The organism is Anaerovibrio slackiae, from assembly GCF_009695585.1.
GTDB lineage: Bacteria > Bacillota > Negativicutes > Selenomonadales > Selenomonadaceae > Anaerovibrio > Anaerovibrio slackiae.
Genome location: NZ_VUNR01000006.1, coordinates 51428 through 68297 on the forward strand (window position 1 = coordinate 51428; position 16870 = coordinate 68297).

Sequence of the window (16870 nt, forward strand, 5' to 3'; positions counted from 1 at the left end):
GCACTTTTCCTTATATGAAATATGCACAATCCGTTTACATTATTATACAACCTGCGATAACTTTTGTAAATGGACATATCATTTTTGCAACCTTTACATTTATTTTGACAATTCGCTACAATTAGCAACAATTCACAATAATTGAATTTTGGCTGACAATACTTTAACAATTTTTCAGTCTTTTCCCTTGCCAGCGAGTGTTCCTTACTATAAAATATATGAATATATGGACATATGCATATATTTTGCAATATATGCAAGATTATTTTTGGATTGTTTTAGGGGGAAATTTGTATGAAGAATTATCATATCGGCACCAAATGCGTTCAGGCAGGCTACACGCCAAAAAATGGCGAGCCACGGCAGGTGCCAATCATCCAGTCCACCACCTTCAAATACGATACCAGCGAGGAAATGGGCAAGCTCTTTGACCTGGAGGCCAGCGGCTATTTCTATACCCGGCTGCAGAATCCTACCAATGACTATGTCGCAGCCAAGATTGCCGCCCTGGAGGGAGGCTCCGCAGCCATGCTGACCTCCTCCGGCCAGGCAGCGAATTTCTTTGCCCTGTTCAATATCTGTGAGTGCGGCGACCACATCGTGGCATCATCTTCCATCTATGGCGGCACCTATAACCTGATTGCCGTTACCATGAAGAAGATGGGCATTGATGTAACATTTGTTTCCCCGGATGCGGATGAAGCGGAGCTGAATGCCGCTTTTCAGGAGAATACCAAGGCCATGTTTGGGGAGACCATTGCCAATCCTGCCCTGACGGTGCTGGATATTGAGCTGTTTGCCAGGGTTGCCCATGCCCACAACGTGCCGCTGATTGTGGACAACACCTTCCCTACCCCGGTAAACTGCCGCCCGATTGAGTGGGGGGCGGATATCGTTACCCACTCCACCACCAAGTACATGGACGGCCACGGAGCTGCCGTAGGTGGCGCCATCGTTGATGCCGGACGCTTTGACTGGATGGCTCATGCCGACAAGTTCCCGGGCCTCTGCACCCCTGATGACAGCTATCACGGCATCATTTACGCAGAAAAATTTGGCAAGGAAGGTGCCTTTATCACTAAGTGCACCGTGCAGCTCATGCGTGACCTGGGCTCCATCCCGTCCCCAAACAGCGCATTTCTTTTGAACCTGGGGCTGGAATCCCTCCATGTGAGGATGCCGAAGCATGTGGAAAACGGCCAAGCTGTGGCAGAATTTTTGGAGGCCCATCCAAAGGTAGCCTATGTGAATTATCCGGGGCTGGCTTCCAGCAAATATCATGAGCGTGCCAAAAAGTACCTGCCAAAGGGCGGCTGCGGCGTAGTTTCCTTCGGCCTGAAGGGGGGCAGGGAAGCTGCCAGCACCTTTATGAAGAACCTGAAGCTGGGTGCCATCGAAACCCATGTGGCCGATGCCCGCACCTGCTGCCTGAACCCTGCCACCTCCACCCATCGCCAGCTGACCGATGAGCAGCTCATCGAGGCCGGGGTACCGGCAGAGCTCATTCGCATCAGCCTGGGCATTGAGGACAAGGAGGACTTGATTGCCGATATTGCCAATGCATTGGATTCCATTGAGTAAAACGAAATAACAAACAATACAAAACAAAAATGGCGTGAACGCATATCTGCTGGTATGCGCCACGCCATTTTTTTACTTTATTCAGAAGCAGCACGCTCTGCAAAGACTTCCTTAGCTGTAAATATCCCGTTCAGCACCCGTGGAAATCCCACATAGGGTATGCACTGCATAAATGCCTCCACTATTTTTGACTGCGAAAGCCCTACATTCAGGGCGCCGTTAATATGCACCCTGAGCTGGGGCTCACAGCCGCCCATAGCTAAAAGGCTGGTGATGGTTATCAGCTCACGCTCCTGCAAGGACAAGCCTTCCCTTGTATAAATATCCCCAAAGGCAAACTCCACAATATACCTGCCCAGATCAGGCGCAATATCCTCCAAGGCATTTATCACGCCCTCGCCGCCTTTGCCATCCACTTTTGCCAGCTGCTGCCAGCCCTGCTCAAACCTGCATCAGCAATATGTCCTTGAACAGCAGAAAAAATGGCAGGAATATGGCAGGAACCTTGAGGAAAAAATCGCCTTTTACAAGCATGAGATTCAGTATATCCAGCCGTCTATAACTGACTAACAAACTTCTTCAGCGCCTCGCTGTCGCTGTTTGCCATTTTTTCCAGCAGCCTGTTAAAAGCCTCCTGCTCAGCGCGGTTGAGCCGCAGGTGGAGCATGGCCTCCCCGATAGTTTTCAGCAACAACTGCAGGGCGTTTATTTTCCCTGCCTCCCGGCTGCTGCATTTCTTGTATTCATCCATCAGGATGTCGAAATCATGAGCTGTCGGCCTTTTGTACTCATTGGTGGTTGCCCTGCCAGCTTCCAGCACCATGTTGTTCATGGTCTTGAGCGCCGTGTTAAAGTCCTTGTTGTACAGCTTCTGGCTGAGGTTATCTGCCCGCTGATTAAAGGAGCGCATAGCACTTTCAAAATTCATGACCGCATTGCTGAAACGGCTCATCTGCTTCATCTGCTCCGACATGCCGTTTTCCCCATCCTGCAACGCCTGCAGCCTTGCCCCGATCCCGGCAATCCCTTCTACCATGCCGTCAATCTTATCACTGTATTGGCAGAACACCTCATCCAGCTGCTTTTCCTGAAGCTTCTCTCCCAGCTGCCCCATGCAGGCATTCAGCCTGCCCAGATACTTATCAATTTCTTCCAGCCCCTTCTGATAGCCCAGAATAGCCTCACAGACCTTTTGCAGCTCATCCCGTCTTTCCTGTGTCATAATCCAAGCACCTTTCCTTTCGGCATATCGCCATCAACCATCCTATAACATTAATCATTCTATAGATTTCAATTCACTTGCTCATTGCACCTGTCCAGGGTAGTGCTGATGGCGGCAGCAGACCTCTGGAAAAAGCCCAGCATCTGCCTGCTCCAGCCGGAAATATATTCCTCCATAAAAGGGTACATCTCCACAGCGTCCGTCAGTGCCTCATAAAAAGCCTTCCTGTTCAGGCTGCCGAACTTGTACTCCCAGGCCTGCTGCGCTGCCAGCAGCCAGTTTTCCTGCTGCCCCTCCCGGCTTACGGCATACCGTTCTGACAGCACATAGGCTGCCAGAAAATCTGCCCCTTCCAGCTCCGGCTGCTTCAGCAGGGTTTCCACGCTGTTCTGCCTGTTGCGCCCCTTGTTGCTCCAGCTCCTGCCAATAGAAGCGTAGCTTTCAATAGCCCCCAGAAAATTCTTTTTCATCTCCCGCGCCTTGCCCTGGCAGTAGGCGATCATATCCGGCTCCTTGCCATCCTTGGCATAAATATTATATGCCAGCTCATACTGCCCGAAATTCAGAGCATGCTCCGCCGTTTCCAGATTGCTTTCCACGATACTTTCCGTAACGCACTGATACAGATACCCCAGCCAGGTCTGCTGCCCGTCAGGTGCAGTATCCAGAAGATTGTCACAGCACTCTATCAGCCCCAGCTCTGCCGCCATGTTCAGAAAATCATATATCCTGCTACCATCTGCCGCAGCCTCCTCATAAATAATAATGCAGCGGTTGCCCCGGGTAGCTCCCACATAAAAATATTTCCACGCTAATACCGGGTCAAATCTGGTCTCAGTCAAAAGATTGTATAAAAGCACCGAAGGGTACTCCATCCCCTTGCAGCTAATCACATCCGTGACAGCCGCCGTATCAGCATCCGGAAAATCTGCCTTGCCAACGGAATTATCAAAGGCGAAAATCGTCTGCAGGACGCTGGCATCCAGCTTGCTGCAAAGCTCATCCAGCAGCAGCCGCCTGTTCTCCGCCCCCGGCTTTATCCACACAGGCATCACACCGGCAGGAGTCAGCGGTGGCACCTTGATTTCCGCCATTTCATTCTGCTTCAAGGTCATTATATCGCTCTCCATAAAATACTGGATAATATAATTTTGAAAATCAATAATACTTTTGCTGGAGCGATAATTATAATGCAAAAACCTCGCCTTGCACCCATACAGGTCAATGTCCTTCCCAAGAAAGCGGTCATAGTCGTTGGATGCCGTCCTCATCCAGCCCTCGTTGAAATATGTAGGCTGCACCATCTGGCATCTGTCTGACGCCATCCTTTTCGTCATGGATTTTTGCAGCAGATGAAAAATAGCCAAAAGCTCCATCTGTGTCAAGTCCTGGCACTCATCCAAAAATACCGCGCTGTACTCCGGCAGCAGCTTGCATCTGCCCCGGCTGCTGTATGTCTCCCTTGCCCTAATCAGCATCCTGGCAATGTCGTTATCGTCCAGCAGCTTGTGCCTGTGCAGATAACGCTGATAATGCTCATAGGTCTTGTAAACCGTATTCACCCACAGCACACTGCCTACGCTGTCCTTTTTTTCCCGGCGCAAAAGCTCGCGATACTGCTCCTCCGGCAGATAATCGCCAATCTCCGCCATGCTTTCGTAGGCAAGCCCCAAAGGAACTGCCCCCTTAATAATGCCGTGAATTTCACGCCATACTGCCAGCAGGGTTGTTTCGTTATTCTGATACTGCCTGCTGACGTCCTTGCCGTGCCAGAACTGGCGCCAGTCCACCTCCTGCTCCCAGAACTGACGAAAAACAGCCAGGCTCTGGCTGCTGTTCAGCAGGCTGCGCTCCGGCACAGCCGGGTAGAAGGCTTTCAGATACCGCCGCAAAAAATCAAAGGTAGTGCTGATTTCTGCCTCTGATTGGATAACCTTGCCATCCTGCCCTTTGCGGAATTCATAATCTAGCGTATAGACGAGGTTTTCCGACATGGTGAGATACAGGCAGCTGCAATCCGGCTTTTGCAGCTGGTCGTTGAGCCATTTCAGCCCCACCACTGACTTGCCTGCCCCGGCATTGCCGATAACCGAGATGTTCTCAGCCCTTTCACCGCTCTCAATGATGGACTGCTGGTCACTGTCATAAACAAAGTGCCGGGGTGACGCCATGTACTCGCCAAAGCTTTGCCTGCCCTGATTTTTTGGCTGCCATTCTGCCAGCTGCTGCAAAAAATCCTCCAGCTCATAATATACATATCCCACACTCCTGCCCTTGATTTTTCTGATGTCAACCATCTGCCTGTCATGGCTGCTAAGCTTCAAAAGCGTCAGGATGCCGTCCTTGAAGACCATGCTCAGGCGATTGCTGCCTACACGCCTTTTCAGTACCTTGCGCCCTTTGCAGCCCCGGACCAGCTTAAAATCGTTACCGGCAGCCCGCCTGCCGCCCTTCAGGATGCGTTCCAGCTTTTTCAGCCTGTCGCCAAAGGTCTTCTGGAACCGCTGCTGCTGCTCCGAAGAAATATTGCGAAAAATATTCTTGTCAAACTGAATACCACGGAACAAACCGGCTGCATTTACCAGCCTTGCTGTACTTGCTGCACCTGTTGCACTTACCTGACTCACTGTGCTTGCTTCTCTATCCGTCATAGCCTGGTCCTCGTCCCCGTCACATCCAGCCACATCACCGCCATTTTCCCCTGTGGCTGTTGCCTCACCGCCCTCGCAGCCATTTTCAGGCATAGTATCTATTTCCAAAGGCTCCCCATTTAGTGACTTTTCGTCATCCCCGGCAGGTTCATGAGCTGACTCCCCGGCGCGTTCCTCTGCCGCATCTACATATCTGCCCTCATCCGCCTGCCCCTCCTGCTGATTTTGCGGAGCAAACAATCCTGCCAGCTCATTCACTTCCAGCATGGCAGACACCTGCTTGTTGTCACTTCTCCACCGGCTGCTGCCGCCGTCCAGCATGCACTTTAGCTCCAGCGCCTCATAAAAAACCGGCACCGGGGATGCGCCAGCAGCAATCTTCCCATCTGCAAAGCCGGAAAAACCAGACGCATACTCCTGCACAGGATTACAGCGAAAATAAAAAGCAAATTCACCTATCTCAAGGTAAAGATTGCCCTGAAACCTGCCGAAATAATCCGCCAGGCTATACAGCTTTTCCCTCATGCTGCAACAACAAAATTCCCGCCATGCCATATCCCATTTAAACTCCCGTCCCTCAGGATGCTGCAAGGCATATTCCTGCAAAATATTCAAGGCACTGCATGCCAAAAATAAATTCTGCCTGGTGTATTCCGGCGCATCCCCCAGCACGCACAGCCAGCTATATGCAATGCTCGCCGCCTCATCACCCATTTCATACTTTGGGGCTGCGTAGGAATTTGTGCGCATATTCCCAGCTGCCACCGCCAGCATTTTTTCCATGCATTCCTCACAGCTGCAGCCAAGCTTCAGGTATATGCGTATAAACTGACGGCGCGTTTCCCCAGGAATGCCAGCTGGCGGTATATGCTTGCCATAATCCAGCTCGCCCTCCAGCTGGTTGCGGCAGATGCGGAAAATCTCCGTACAAAACTCCCTGTATGCCGCCGGAAGCCGGTATTTGTCCGCAAAGCTTGCCACCAGCTTCCTGATGGACACAGAACCGGCAAAGCTCCAGCAGGCAGCCAGATGCTTGTAAAGCAAATCATAAAAATCCAGCCCCTGCAGCCTGGCGTACTCCAAAAATTCCCATGCGTCCGATGTAAAAATCGCCTGCTCATACAGGCGATGCCTGCCGTCCCTGATGGACTCAATGGATTTGCCCTCCACCAGGCGATACCTGCGCCTATATGCCTTCGCCAGAATATCGGAGATATTTGCCTGATATGCAGTATCCCAGATGGCCGCCACCATGATACCGGCAGCCTGGGTCATATCGTAGAGCAGGGACACTCTCCACTGCCCCTCCTGCCAGAAGGCATCTGCCTCCAGCACTGCCACGCTCCATTTCTCATCCTGCTTGGACTGCTTTTTCAGAATACGGCCAACCAGCTGCACATCATGCTTGTCATGAAACACAGCCACCCTGGCTTCGCCCCGGCAAAGGCAATAAGTCATGGAATATTCCTGGGGCAGGGGCTTGAAATCAATCCCCCGCAAGCATGACAGCAGGGAGGCACGAAAACTATCCTCCTGCTCTTTTCCGGCAGCTGCCATTTCTTTATGGGCAGGCTGATATATGCTGCAGCCCGGCTTTAGATCTGCCTGCTGCCGCACAATGCCACTTTGCCCTTCCATGTCTCCCTGCCGCTCCATTTCTCTCTGCTGCGCTATTTCTCTCTGCTGCTTCATTTCCCTTTGCCTGCCTGCATTTCTGCCTATGCATTGGAACATGTTGTCCAGCCCTGCCAGGCTGTCCAGGCTGCCATGCTTCCTACGCTGCTTTCTGTGCCTGTCAGACGCCAGCTTCGCACGTATCTTTTTTGCATCCAGCAAGGAACTGCTCTTTTTCCCCATACTCCCGCCTCCTCTGCTATGGAAACCGATTACTATTGCTCACAAAATCCATATATACACTATAGCACATCCCCCGGCATATCTCAGTCAAAAAAAATGTGAGCTTGGCAAAAATTCCGCCAAATCCGCCTCAATGCTTTTCTCCACACCTAAAAAAAGTTATAATACTATTCGTCAGCCATCGATATTTTCCCAAAAGTTATAATACTATTCATCAGATAGCAGTATTTTTCAAAAATCACGCGAAAGGAGCTGGCGATTACTCATGTCATACAATAAAGCTGCCAAGGCTTTAAATAAATACATAGGGGACTACGATACCCTGCGCCCTTTTCTCCGTTACATTTCCTACGGCTGCCACAACAAGCAGTATTTTCAGAAGCACTACGGCATCAATGCCAGGACCTACGAGGACAATCTCTCCCGCATCCGCTTTTTCCTGCCGGAAAACATGCTTCTCACCCAGAGGCAGAACCGCAAAGAAATCCACACCATCAAAGGGGATTCCTATTACAGTGCCCACAATTTTCTCCATGTCACATATCAGATAAAAAGCTGCCGCCCAGAGGCTGTTTTTTACCTGCTGGCTATCCTGCAAATCGTGGAAAACAGCGATACGCCGCTCAGTGAGCAGGAAATCTATAATTTTCGCCTGATACCTGACGGCAACAAATATCCTGACATGCTGCCACTGCTGGAGGAAGACCTGGGCATCAGCCTCAGTACCTTGAACCGGTATCTGAGCACCCTTTCCGCCCTGGGACTGATAAAATGCAACAGCCATCACTCCCCCAAAAGCTATGGAGCAGCCCCCAATCCCCTGGCGTTGCTTACCCCTGAGGAAATAACCGAGCTGCGCCATGCCATTCACTACTACATGTCCATTGCACCTATGAGCCTGCCCGGCTACCAGCTGGATACGGCACTGCAAATCATGTACTGCCAGCCCCCTGTGTTCAAGCCCCTCTGCCAGTTCAAGCACAACAGAATGGTCCGTACCCTGGATGACTGCGTCATCCACGAAATAATTACCGCCATAGAGAATGAGCAATACCTGACTTTCCGATACGGCAGCAAATCCGTTTCTGCCATCCCCTGCCACATTTACATTGACTTCCTCACCGGCAGGCAGTATCTCTTTGCCCTGGCCAGGCGCACCTCCCGTTCCCATGTATTCAGCCAGCCCCAGACCTACCGCATCGATATGATGTTCAACACAAAACGGGCAAAGCTGCCGATGAACCTGCAGGACAAGCTGCCCCTGTGCCTGAAACCGGCACTGAAGCCTCTCAGCCTGAGGCTCACCTGCCAAGACAGCAAAAAAATGAACGGCCTTATTTACCGCGTCTGCAGCCGCTACCCGGACGCACAGCTGCAGCACATCTCCCCGCAGCAGGTCATCTGCCGCATCCAGCTGCCTGATATCATGCGCGCCCTGCCCTGGATACGCACCCTTTATCCCTATGTGGAAATCATCGACAGCAATTCCTGGCTCAACAAACGTATTAGGCAGGACCTGCAGGAGGCATTAGCAAACTATGAACAAATCTAAGCTTTTCAACGAGACACAATCAGAGCATTTTCTCACTCTGTGCAGTGTCATCAACGACATACACCGCGGCAGCCTGTTGACAGAAACCGATATCCTGCACCGCTTCCCCCACATTGACTGGGCAGATAAGGACAGGCTGCTGCAGCTTTTGCATTCGGTGTTTATTTTTGATGAAAAAGGCCATGCCAGGCTTTTTATCAACGCCCCCATTCCCCAGCTTGCTACCCATTACCAGCTCCGCTGGCTCAAGGATATGCTGCTCAATCCCGAATGCGATTTTCTGCTGGCTGACCAAATCAGAATCAAGCTGCTGGCTGCCATGAAGGATATAAATCCCCTGACCACCCCTGAGACCATTACCATTTTCCGGGAAACAGGCGACAGGAACCTGCCTCTGGCCAATTCTGACATGCTGGCAAAAATCTGGCAAGCACTAAAAAATCGCCAAAAGCTTGCCTACACCTATCAGGATGCAGGCGGCAATATCCATCAGGGCATCTGCCCGCCCTGCCGCCTGGAATACGACTGCGCCTGGCACAGGCTGCACCTCATCCTCTGGCTGGAAAAGGAGCAACGCGCCATCAAGCTGAACATCTCCGGCATCCAGGAAATCTCTATCACGGATATCAGCTATGGCAGGGAAATAGAGCAGTGCTTTGAGGACTTCCTCGCCAGGAACAAGACCAGCGTGGTGCTGCAGCTATCACCAAAAAATAATGCCGTAGACCGCTGCTTTGCTATTTTTTCCTCATATGACAAACAGTCCGTCTACGATGAAGATAATGATATCTATACCCTCACCATCACCTACTACCAATTTGACCGGGAGGAAATCATCAACTATATCCTCTCCCTGGGTGCCGCAGTCACTGTCATGGCACCACAGGATATGCGGCAATCCGTCATTGACCGGCTCAAAGCCCAGTGGCAGCGTCTCAGCAGCACGCCGGATAAACCCTCTCCTGAGGCAGATTAAGTATTTGTATGCTGAAAAACTGTACATAATAAATTCATGTATAAAAGCCTTCACCAGCACAGAAAAAACTGTCATGGTGAAGGCTTTTGACAATAACCGCAAATCATTCTTATTCATCCAGAATTTCCCATTGACAACCAGTGTGTCACGCTTTTTGAGTTTCACCTTTCTTTTACAATAAAGCAGCTTTCTTTCCAATGTCTGTAACTTGTTCTGCTGTCAGCTTGGCTACTTTGGCAATAACATCAATGCTGACTTTTTCTTTCAGCATATTAGTTATCATCTCAGTTTTAGTTTTTTCAATGCCACGAGCTTCACCGATAGCAATACCGCGGGCTTCACCGCGAGCCTCAATGCCTAAACTAATATTGCACATATCGCTCATCTCCTCATCTAATTCTACAGTCATAGGGATAGAGTGGTCAAATTCCAACCTGTTCTTTTTGTCTTCTACTGCCATATTGCTTAATAGAATGTCCATCATCCTGATAAGCTCATTGTTGCTTTTATCATAAGTTTCGTTTAAATGCACAAGAGTGACGTTTAGCAAATCATAGGCATAATCGATATTGAGCTTATTGTTGCCGTTATAAATAATCTCTGGATGCAATGTATATGATACGATAGAGTCTTTTTTATCATTGGGACAATCCATGCAAATCCAAATAGAATAGACCTTTTTGATATTATCATACTGAATTCTGTCTTCGCCCTTGTTGCTGAATTCAACTCCCAGCTGTGCTGAGATAAGCCTTGCTACATAGAAAACACCGCGCTTGACAATGCTATAGCCCGGATTGCTTTTCCTTTGTGCCTCAACATTGACGATGATTTTTGTCTGGCTGCCGTCAGGCAACCGCATGATAAAACGAATATCATAAAAAACCGTTCCCTCATCTTTTATGCTATCCTGGCAGTTTAACAGTACAGACTTGCTGTTACTCAGGCCGGGATTTACCCGTACGGAAGAAATCTCTATGCTTTCATGGTCAATAGAGGCTTCAATTTCAGCGATTGACATATTCCTGACTTCTGTAACGGTTCCTTTGACAGTCCGTGCCAGGATAGACATATTTGCCAATACACGCTTAATAGCTTGGTCGCATTTGATACGCTTTGCTTCGATTTCCAAATCATCTGCAAGAAAATTATTTGTTTTTAACGGCTCCAAGGGCTCACCTCCAGTATAATCAGAAAATATGCTCCTACGAATATTATAACTGAAAAAATTTCTTATATCAATATATTGGAAAATTCCAGTTTGTCGTAGTGCTTGATCGTTACTTCGGCGAGATATGTAAGGTTTATTGATTAGTGCAGGGGAGCTGTCAGAAAAACATCAGCATATATTCCAATGGGCGGTCACTTTTTTACATTGTTGTGTATAAACCTACTTACGGTCAGACCTTTTTATAGAGCCTCAGGGCAGTACCATCGCAGGCACGCTCGCGCTACTATCCACGCCTAGCGGATGCTAAGCTCTCGCTTCGCCTTACGGCTCGCGACTCGCTAAGCACCGAGGCGCGTCTCAGTGCCGTGCGAATGGTACATGCCCTGATACTCTTTAAGAGGTCTGACACAAAATTTTCACAGATCTGCTTATAAAGTCAACCGCCCATTAAATTATCTGCTAAGAGTTACAATCTTGCGACAGCTCCCCACTCACTTCTCAGCAAGTCCTTATATTTTGCCGTAGCAACATGATGATGCCTTACGAGCAAGCCTGAAAAGAGGGGACTAGGAGCTGGCGCAACCTGCAACTGCCAACCGCCGTATAAAATATAGTGCCATTAAGCAATTATATTGACTTGCAATACAATTAATTACCAACAACCATACAAAATATAGGGGCTAGTAATTGACAAAATTTACAACTGCTGATGTTTATGCAACCAACTCTGCTGGTAATAGCAGATTGCCTTGCATAGTAGTTGGCAGTAGCAGGTCTCGTCAGCCTCCCCGCTCCCCCTTTTCAGGCTTGCTCGTAAAGTAGGATTAGTTGCTACAGCTTCATACTAATTGGGGTGAGTTGAATTATTCTGTTGTATCTGTTCAGACACAAAGAGGGACAGGTGCGGCATGTACCCAAAGAAAACCTTGAGTGCAGCCTCGCTTCTTAGCGAGTGCGAGCGTAAGCGACGCAGGAGCTTAGAAGCGCGAGGCGCAGGGGATGACGAAACCCTATTGACATGAATTAGTTTCGAGGATAAATCCTTGTATGCTAGGCGGAGGAAGAAGGCATGGTGGTTCCATGCCGACCGACGACAACAACGCAGACAAGGATTTAGACCGAAAATAATCATGGAAATAGGGTTTTGTCACCCCTCCGAGCGAGAGCGAGTTTTCTATGGGTACTGCCGCTACCTGTCCCTTTCCAATGTCTGAACAGAGTCCACGAAGTATCAAATTACGTCAGTCAGTATATGCACGAAGTAACGATCAACCACTACGACAAACTGAAATTTAAAATAATGATAACTGCCCCTCTTTTTCCTCTGCAGGATTTTTCACAATTTTCAAATGCTCCGCCTTGCGCCTGGTGATTTTTTCATCTCCCCGCAGCTCACCTGATAAAATAGTGGAACACGGATTGTGCAGGGCGGCACATGCCTCCACCATTTTGGCATTGAAATTTGCATAGCAGTATGCACACAGGTGGCGGCAGGTATTGTACTGCCCTATATCCACGCTCTGCACACAGCCGCACTCCTGGCGCTGGTTGGCATCCTTGCCAATGTCTATCCTGCCGCCCAGGATTTTTTCCAGCCGCCTTTTATCTATGCACTGCCCATGCCGGATGCCGCAATCTGACAAATCTATTTTTTCCGAGCAGCTTTCCACTGTCAGGTCATATTCAGCGGCAATAGAACCAAACATCGCTGCCAGCTGCCGCATCTCAGGCTCCTCCATAGGCAAAAGTGCCAGAGGCCTGGTATTTCTGGCTGTCTTCGCATATAAATCCACAAAGCTGATAACGCACAAATCCGTATCTTCATGCAGTATCTCAGCCAGCTGCCTGAAAGCAGCAGCATGAAAATCCATAGTATATTTCTCAGACAGGAAAACAGGATCATAACGCCATACCACCCTGTCCCGGCCCACAGCTGCCGACAGCCTGTGAAACACCTCTACCAGCTCCTGGGTATCAGGCAGCCCCGGCTCTGCATCTCGTCCATAAGGTGTGATGGTGAACTGAAAATAATAATTGTATTCTTCCAGCAAATCCAGCCTGTCCAGCATGGGGGCTGGATTTTTCGTCCAAAACACAAAACAGTCCACATCCTCCGGCCGCAGGGAAATCTCGCTGACCTGTTTGCGATTGAAAGGATTGATGCCATGCACAAATCCCTCCTGCAGCCGGTTAAAAAACCAGTCACTGTAAAATGCCGGTATATCTGTGCGCCTGCTGACACTCACTATCATCTAAAATCACCTCACAGCTTTTCTATACACCATACTTTTCCATTTCCAGCACCATGCAGCTGAAGCCATGCTCCATGTTCTTGCCATTACTGCTGCGGATGCCCAGCTCCACCACCTGCTGCAGCAGGGTATTCCTGTTGCAGTACACGCGGCAATTACGAGGTGCCAGCAGCATGGCCACCCCCTCCACCATCATATCATCAAAAAATTTCTGCAGCCTGGTGCAATTCACTCTGCCTCTTGGCTCAATAAAGACAGCATGGCCTCCTGCCTGCAAGGCATACAGCATCTCCCTCGCCATGTTGAGGTGGGCATCTTCCGACACATTCTCGTGGTCATTCAGGGCATTGCTTTCCAGCACCAGGTCATAGCCCCTCTCATCGCCATACCCGGAAGCAAAAAACTCCTCAAAGCTTTGCCGCCGCAGCTGGAAATTGATATGCAGATTCTGCTGGCAGGGATGCCCGGCAATAAAATGATTAACCATGCTATCTGCCGCCCGGACAAAATCAGCCTCCCTTTCCACTGCCACATAATCTATGGAAAACTGCGTCTCCCTGTTGTCCAGCGCCAGCATACAATAAAAACTCAGCAAGGCCAGCGTGGCAGTCCCCGGCCCCGGCCCCAGTTCCAGCACCCGCACATTGGGCTTCAGCTTGCCCTGCTGCAAAATTTCCCACAAAGGCAGCCAAAGCTTATAAAAATTCATCAGCATATACGCCAGCACATAATAATCCGCCCTGCCATGATAATCCGTGGCCTGGCTGCTGCCACCATAGTTTATGCTCATCTGCCTGATAGCTTCAAGGCGGCTGCCGGAAAGCTCACGCAAATCATGGTTCACCCCCAGATACCGGCAGACAGCCTGCCGCACCAGCTGAGGCAGGTCAATATCCCTGACGCAGGCAATAACCGGGTTTTCATGCAGAAACCGCTGCAGCTTGCCATAGCTCAGCTGTACAGGCATAAAACGCCGCCATTCCTTGCCATAGACATAACGCACCGCTTCCTCCAAACTGTCAAAGCTTTCATGCAACGCACCTGAATACCCAGCTACCTGCTGCTCTGCTTCCGCATAACTCTTATAAACGCCAGGCTTCCGCCCTTGCTTGACACCGTAAAACTTTTGCTTGAAAACTAGCTTATATCTACTATCCCCGGCATCACTGTATATTCCATCCCCTGAGCTCTCCCCCGCTGCTTCATTGGTGATGGCATCATAAATAAAGGCAAGCTCCTCCACAAAGCGGCAGGTAACTTCCTGAGTGCCATAATAATTTGCCACAGCGCAAATATCCAGCACCTTCTTTGCCCTGGTGGCTGCCACATAAAACAGGCGGCGGCTTTCCTCCGCATCCTTGAAGAAAAACTCATCCGGATCCGGCCTGATATCCATATCCAGCAAATCCTGCCAGGGATCCACGATGATGACCCAGTCAAACTCCAGGCCCTTGGATGAGTGCATAGTGGTCAGCGTAACAGGGGCATCGTAAATCTCATCCTCCAAAAACTCCTGATGAGCCGCCACAAACTCCCTGACGGTTCTATAAGGCAGGCAGGCTCCCAGCACGGCATAAACATGCAGCCTTTCACCGGGGCTTTCCGGGATATAATCATTTTCCAGCAGCGTCTTTGCCGCCTGAAAAGGCGTCATCTTCACCAGGCTCCGCAGCAACTCCCCTGCTTCCCTGCAATGAGACCGGATATTATCATGCAATTCCCCCGCCAGGGACAGAATATCTGACACATGATTGTTTTTGCACTTTGCCTCCAGCTTTTCCATAGCTTCATCACTGATACAAGCCTTCAGCCAGAAGCGGCATTTCTTAAACAAATCCAAAGAACCGGGGTTACATGCCAGGGAAAAAATCCAAATAACCATGCCGATGCACTTGCTATAAGCAACATCCTTGTAGTAGCCGTTCATCCGGAAGGAAATACCAGCCTTTTTCAGCCAGAACATCACCGGAAAGACCGAGGCATTTACCCTGTATATCACTGCCAGCGTGGTGCCCTGCCGCTCACACTCCCTTGCCTTGGCCACTATGTACCTGTACTGGGACTGCACATTGGGCAGCTGGGTAATGAAGTTCACCTGCCCCGGGCCGGAGGCAGCCTGGAAAAGCATATTTTTCTCTGCCCGCTGGCTATTTTCCCTGATAAACTGATGAGCCATGTCCACAATGCGGCTGCCGCTGCGGTAATTCCTTGACATCACTAGTACCTTGGTCCTATCCAATATGCCGTACTCCAGCAGAAGCCCCGGCTGTGCTCCCCGGAAGAAATAAATGCTCTGGTCATCATCCCCCACCACGAACAGATTGCCTTCCTTCCCTGTCAGCAGGCTGAGAAGCTCGTATTGCAAGGGCGAGTTGTCCTGGGTTTCGTCAATGCTCCAATATTTATACCGCTTCTGATACTTTGCCAGGACTTCCGGCATAGCCTTCAGGCCCTCCAGGCTAAAGCGCAGCATATCATCAAAATCCATGCAGCCATGTTCCGCCAGTTCCTGCTCATAAGCATGAAAGAGAGCCGTGACGCTGTATCTTTCTTTGTCAATGGTCAGGAACAAGCCTGCATACTCCTCCGGCTCCATCATCCTGTTCTTGATGAAGGTGATGGTGCTGGTCAGCTTCTCCCGCACCGACTCATCGCTGATATTCAGCTTGTAAAATCCCTTGTGCTTCTCCACCATGCCTTCCAGCAGCCGCCTCATGGTCAGCTTGCCCATGCCTTTAGATTTGCCTTTGCCTTTTACGTCATCCTCGTCAATATCATTTTCATCTTCTATATCAATCAGGTGCAGCGGCATGTCATAGCCAGCAAGCCGCAAATCCCGTATGAGGTAGCACCAGCAAAAGCTGTGAATCGTGCGGAACTCCGGCATCTCCACCAAAGCCCTGGCACCTGCAGCAGCATTTTCCCGGACAGGGACAGGTGCCTCGGCAATTTCCTGGGCCAAGGCCTCAGCACCTGTGCCGAAGCCTGACCGGAAGTCTGCCAGCCTCCTGGCAAACCGCTCCTGCATGGAGCGGGCTGCCGCCCTGGTAAAGGTGAGATTCATCATCTCGCTGGCAGCAATCTGCCGCCCGTGCCTGCCAAAGAGCAGGTAGCCAGCCCGGATGGTCAGCACGGTAGTCTTGCCGCTGCCCGGAACAGCAAACAGCAGTACCTTGCCGTCCACAGCCTGGATAGCCCGTTTCTGCTCATCACTGAGGGCTATATCAGGGGCATAGCTGCGGCAGAAATCCTCCACGGCAGCAGATATGGGCTCCGGCCTGTCACGACCTGCTTCCAGCTTCTGCCTGAGCAGGTCAACGCTGTCCAAAAGCTCCTGCCGCCTGCACTCTACAGCCTGCTGAAGCTCCTCCTGCTTCCTTTCGGCCTCCTCCCTGGCTGCCTGCTCCGCCTTTTCAATAATCGCCATGTCACCGCCATTTTCTGCATAATAAGCCCTGGCGGCATCATAGTCCACGAATCCACTATATTTGCTGCCCTTGTAGCCATTCACCTTTTTCTGGCAGTTTTCCCAAAAATCATAATAAATTCCCGGCTGATGCCCGGCAACCACGGCATAAAACTTCTTTTTTGCCATCCGGCATTCCCCC

General features: G+C 50.2%; 9 protein-coding genes. 3 read left to right on the plus strand and 6 right to left on the minus strand.

Annotated features, from left to right (window positions below; translation table 11 throughout):
- Positions 1-294 precede the first annotated feature (294 nt).
- Entirely contained in the window at positions 295-1581 is a 1287-nt protein-coding gene (locus FYJ84_RS04770) for an O-acetylhomoserine aminocarboxypropyltransferase/cysteine synthase family protein (RefSeq protein ID WP_154406456.1), read from the plus strand.
- Positions 1582-1658: 77 nt separating this feature from the next.
- Here the strand turns inward: FYJ84_RS04770 and FYJ84_RS04775 are convergent, their stop codons facing one another.
- From FYJ84_RS04775 to FYJ84_RS04785, 3 genes are all read right to left on the minus strand, one after another.
- Positions 1659-1997: a carboxymuconolactone decarboxylase family protein gene (locus FYJ84_RS04775; protein WP_328596333.1), complete on the minus strand. Its 339-nt coding sequence runs from the start codon at positions 1995-1997 to the stop codon at positions 1659-1661.
- Between the two features lie 140 nt (positions 1998-2137).
- A complete protein-coding gene (locus FYJ84_RS04780; RefSeq protein ID WP_154406458.1) occupies positions 2138-2803 on the minus strand; it encodes a hypothetical protein in 666 nt (221 codons plus the stop codon).
- A 68-nt stretch (positions 2804-2871) separates the two neighbouring features.
- Entirely contained in the window at positions 2872-7311 is a 4440-nt protein-coding gene (locus tag FYJ84_RS04785; protein WP_154406459.1) for a hypothetical protein, read from the minus strand.
- A 265-nt stretch (positions 7312-7576) separates the two neighbouring features.
- On the opposite strand from FYJ84_RS04785, the gene FYJ84_RS04790 reads away from it, so the two are divergent.
- Both FYJ84_RS04790 and FYJ84_RS04795 read left to right on the plus strand, forming a co-directional pair.
- Positions 7577-8863, plus strand: a complete 1287-nt coding sequence (locus tag FYJ84_RS04790) for a helix-turn-helix domain-containing protein (RefSeq protein WP_154406460.1) — start codon at positions 7577-7579, stop codon at positions 8861-8863.
- Positions 8850-9839 carry a WYL domain-containing protein gene (locus FYJ84_RS04795; protein ID WP_154406461.1) on the plus strand — a complete coding sequence of 330 codons (990 nt, stop codon included), beginning with the start codon at positions 8850-8852 and terminating at the stop codon, positions 9837-9839. The genes FYJ84_RS04790 and FYJ84_RS04795 overlap by 14 nt, the downstream gene beginning before the upstream one ends.
- 172 nt (positions 9840-10011) lie before the next feature.
- Here FYJ84_RS04795 and FYJ84_RS04800 read toward each other — a convergent pair whose 3' ends face one another.
- The 3 genes from FYJ84_RS04800 to FYJ84_RS04810 all read right to left on the minus strand — a co-directional run bounded on the left by FYJ84_RS04800 (position 10012) and on the right by FYJ84_RS04810 (position 16857).
- Complete coding sequence (locus FYJ84_RS04800) at positions 10012-11010, minus strand: hypothetical protein (protein WP_154406462.1); 999 nt, start codon at positions 11008-11010, stop codon at positions 10012-10014.
- 1292 nt (positions 11011-12302) lie between these two features.
- Positions 12303-13262: a DUF1848 domain-containing protein gene (locus FYJ84_RS04805; protein WP_154406463.1), complete on the minus strand. Its 960-nt coding sequence runs from the start codon at positions 13260-13262 to the stop codon at positions 12303-12305.
- A gap of 22 nt (positions 13263-13284) precedes the next feature.
- Positions 13285-16857, minus strand: a complete 3573-nt coding sequence (locus FYJ84_RS04810; RefSeq protein WP_154406464.1) for a ribonuclease H1 domain-containing protein — start codon at positions 16855-16857, stop codon at positions 13285-13287.
- Positions 16858-16870: the final 13 nt, after the last annotated feature.

What these genes read in the sequence shown, in the direction of transcription:
- FYJ84_RS04795 (WP_154406461.1), top strand. Translation starts at nt 8,850, where the DNA reads ATGAACAAATCTAAGCTTTTCAACGAGACACAATCAGAGCATTTTCTC.
- FYJ84_RS04790 (WP_154406460.1), top strand. Translation starts at nt 7,577, where the DNA reads ATGTCATACAATAAAGCTGCCAAGGCTTTAAATAAATACATAGGGGAC.
- FYJ84_RS04770 (WP_154406456.1), top strand. Translation starts at nt 295, where the DNA reads ATGAAGAATTATCATATCGGCACCAAATGCGTTCAGGCAGGCTACACG.
- FYJ84_RS04780 (WP_154406458.1), bottom strand. Translation starts at nt 2,803, where the DNA reads ATGACACAGGAAAGACGGGATGAGCTGCAAAAGGTCTGTGAGGCTATT.
- FYJ84_RS04785 (WP_154406459.1), bottom strand. Translation starts at nt 7,311, where the DNA reads ATGGGGAAAAAGAGCAGTTCCTTGCTGGATGCAAAAAAGATACGTGCG.
- FYJ84_RS04810 (WP_154406464.1), bottom strand. Translation starts at nt 16,857, where the DNA reads ATGGCAAAAAAGAAGTTTTATGCCGTGGTTGCCGGGCATCAGCCGGGA.
- FYJ84_RS04805 (WP_154406463.1), bottom strand. Translation starts at nt 13,262, where the DNA reads ATGATAGTGAGTGTCAGCAGGCGCACAGATATACCGGCATTTTACAGT.